The organism is Pseudoalteromonas sp. Angola-30, from assembly GCF_028599215.1.
Classification (GTDB): Bacteria; Pseudomonadota; Gammaproteobacteria; order Enterobacterales; family Alteromonadaceae; genus Pseudoalteromonas; species Pseudoalteromonas atlantica.
The window spans coordinates 1-457 of record NZ_JAQREI010000066.1; the positions used below are offsets into that span (position 1 = coordinate 1).

Annotated in this window: 1 protein-coding gene; it reads left to right on the forward strand. The window is 44.0% G+C overall.

The genetic code is table 11. The annotated features are described in order from the left end of the window. On the forward strand, positions 1 to 457 hold a 457-nt coding region (locus tag PSH54_RS20615), incomplete at both ends, for a GNAT family N-acetyltransferase (protein WP_273607016.1).

Sequence of the window (457 nt, forward strand, 5' to 3'; positions counted from 1 at the left end):
ACCTTAGCAACGCTCAGACCAATCAAACCAGAAGATGAGCAGGCACATCAAGAGTTTGACCGCTCCTTAAGCAAAGAAGATAGATACAAGCGCTTTTTTGGTGAATTGCCACAATTTAACCATGATCAACTCGCTAAAATGACGCAAATTGATTACGACCGCGAGATGGCATTTATTGTTACCCAAACACAAGACGAGCAACAGCACACATTAGGGGTTTCGCGAGTGATTATGGATCCCGATAACTTACAAGCAGAGTGTGCCATTGTGGTACGTTCTGATTGCCAAGGACTTGGGTTAGGGCGTATTTTAATGAACGCGGCTATTTCTCACTGCAGACGCCAAGGCGTGAAAACGATTGAAGGTATCACCCTGCCAGAAAATACCGGCATGATTGAGTTGGCTCGTAAACTCGGGTTTAAAATAAGTCGTGATTTTGAAGAAGGCAGTATCAATA